2 protein-coding genes and 1 pseudogene are annotated in these 1,830 nt (G+C 42.2%); 1 reads left to right on the top strand and 2 read right to left on the bottom strand.

Going from position 1 to position 1,830, the window contains the following annotated elements; genetic code table 11:
• The coding region (locus tag RMO52_RS09185) for an ABC transporter substrate-binding protein (RefSeq protein WP_310413189.1) at positions 1-1,064 on the top strand (1,064 nt) is incomplete at its 5' end.
• Between the two features lie 64 nt (positions 1,065-1,128).
• Here the strand turns inward: RMO52_RS09185 and RMO52_RS09180 are convergent.
• Positions 1,129-1,449, bottom strand: a complete 321-nt coding sequence (locus RMO52_RS09180; protein WP_310413186.1) for a hypothetical protein — start codon at positions 1,447-1,449, stop codon at positions 1,129-1,131.
• Positions 1,439-1,830, bottom strand: a pseudogene (locus tag RMO52_RS09175) (hypothetical protein); the annotation flags it as partial. The pseudogene RMO52_RS09175 and the gene RMO52_RS09180, both read right to left, overlap by 11 nt.

The raw sequence follows: 1,830 nt of genomic DNA, 5'->3' as shown, positions 1-1,830 counted from the left end.
ATGGAAAAACTCTGAGAATAGTGGTAGTCATTGCCGATCAAAATGATTTCGATCGAGATGCAGTAGATAATGTTTTGAGAGGTGTAGCTGATGCTCAAACTGAATTCAATGATGCCCAATCTAAATTAAATCAGAATGATGGTCAGGCTAAACCATTGCTAGAAGTGACGATCGCCAACGATCGTAACGATCCAAGAACTGCTAAGAGAGTCGCCGAAATTCTATGTCTCGATCGAGATATTTTAGGTGTAATTGGCCACCACTCCAGCGAAGGAACTCAAGCCGCACTAGCAGTATACAAAGAAAATAATCTAGCCATCATCTCGCCAACTAGTACTAGTAGCAACTTACAAGGGAATGTTTTCTTTTGCACTGTCGGTTCTACAAAAGTAGTTGCGAATACATATGCTGACTATATCATTGACAACCTGAAGTCCGATCGAGTTGTTATTTGTTACCACGATGGAAATGCTTATAGTCAAATTATTAACGAGGATTGCGAGGAAGCTTTTCGCGATCGCGGCATAAATATTGTTGAATCAATCCCAATTAACGATCCTCATCTAGATTTAAAGAGATTAATTACAAATATCTCCAATGGCAATACTAAAGCTCTACTAGTATTATCAAGTATCGTTACCAACCCTGTCGCATTGGCACTTGCGCGGGAGAATTCAAAGCTTGGATCGAACAAGTTGCAATTATTATTTTCCACAGCCATGTCTGAGAGATTGACCTTCTACAAAGGTGCAAGTGCGATCGAGAACGTGGCTTTAATTAGTCCCAATATACCAGAGAATTCTGTGTATACAAAGTACGCAAAGTCCAGATGGGGACAATCGAAACTAGATTGGCGAGTCGCCACGAGTTATGATGCGGCACAAGCCTTGCTAGAAGCGATCGAATTATCAGAACAGCCAACACGAATGGAGATATTACAAAAATTGAATGGTCTAAAACGTGATGATGTCGATCGAACTTCAGGCTGTGGTATTAAGTTTTCTACGCTAGACAATTCTAATATCTTGGTGAACTATCGGATCGATCGAATTAGTACCGAATAAGGTACTTTTATCAAAACTATTCGATCCTGCAAACATTCGTAGTTGGGTCTTCGATCGTCGCACTTTAAGCTCGTTCGGCTAAAAATAGAGAACTATCTCCACCGTGAATTTTAATCTTTCCTTCTAACGTATCATCATCTTTCAACCTCAACCAACCACTACCTGAAGCTTCATCATTCTCATCCCCACCTTCCCAGGTAAATTTCAGCTTTTCACCTAACTTATCGATCGCAATTTGCCCATCAATTGCACCCGTAACTAATCCAAATTGAAAATCACCAGATCCTCGTTCATCGATTTCAAGATAAGCCTGTACCTCCATGTTAAAGTAATCCTCATCCCAATTTTCCATTTCCGTGATATGCCAAACCCCATCAAACTTCACGATCTTTCTCTCCTGTTATTAGCTCTACGATCCAGATTCCCTGTCGATCGTAGAAATCAACACTAAATTCTACCTCACAATCCAACTGGCGACGCAGGAAACAGCCAGTATCTCCCAATAACAATCCCAACCAGACATCCACCAAACTCAACCCCGACTGCTGCTGTAACTCCACCAACAACATCTGCCCACTCTCAATCATCACATCCCGAATCCGACTCGCCCACAGCTCAATCTCCTCCCCATGAGTATTTCCCAACACTGCTTGAATCATCGCCTCAGTCGCCACCTCATCCGCCTCTATACCCAGCTTAATCACCGACTGTCGCAACGCAGGATAGTCGTGTTCCATCTCCAGATACAGATGCTCATCCCGCAAAA

It is taken from the genome of Chamaesiphon sp. OTE_8_metabat_110 (genome assembly GCF_031382685.1).
Taxonomy (GTDB): Bacteria; Cyanobacteriota; Cyanobacteriia; order Cyanobacteriales; family Chamaesiphonaceae; genus Chamaesiphon.
Note: the sequence above shows the minus strand (reverse complement) of the source record. Positions and strands in the feature narration are given on the sequence as shown.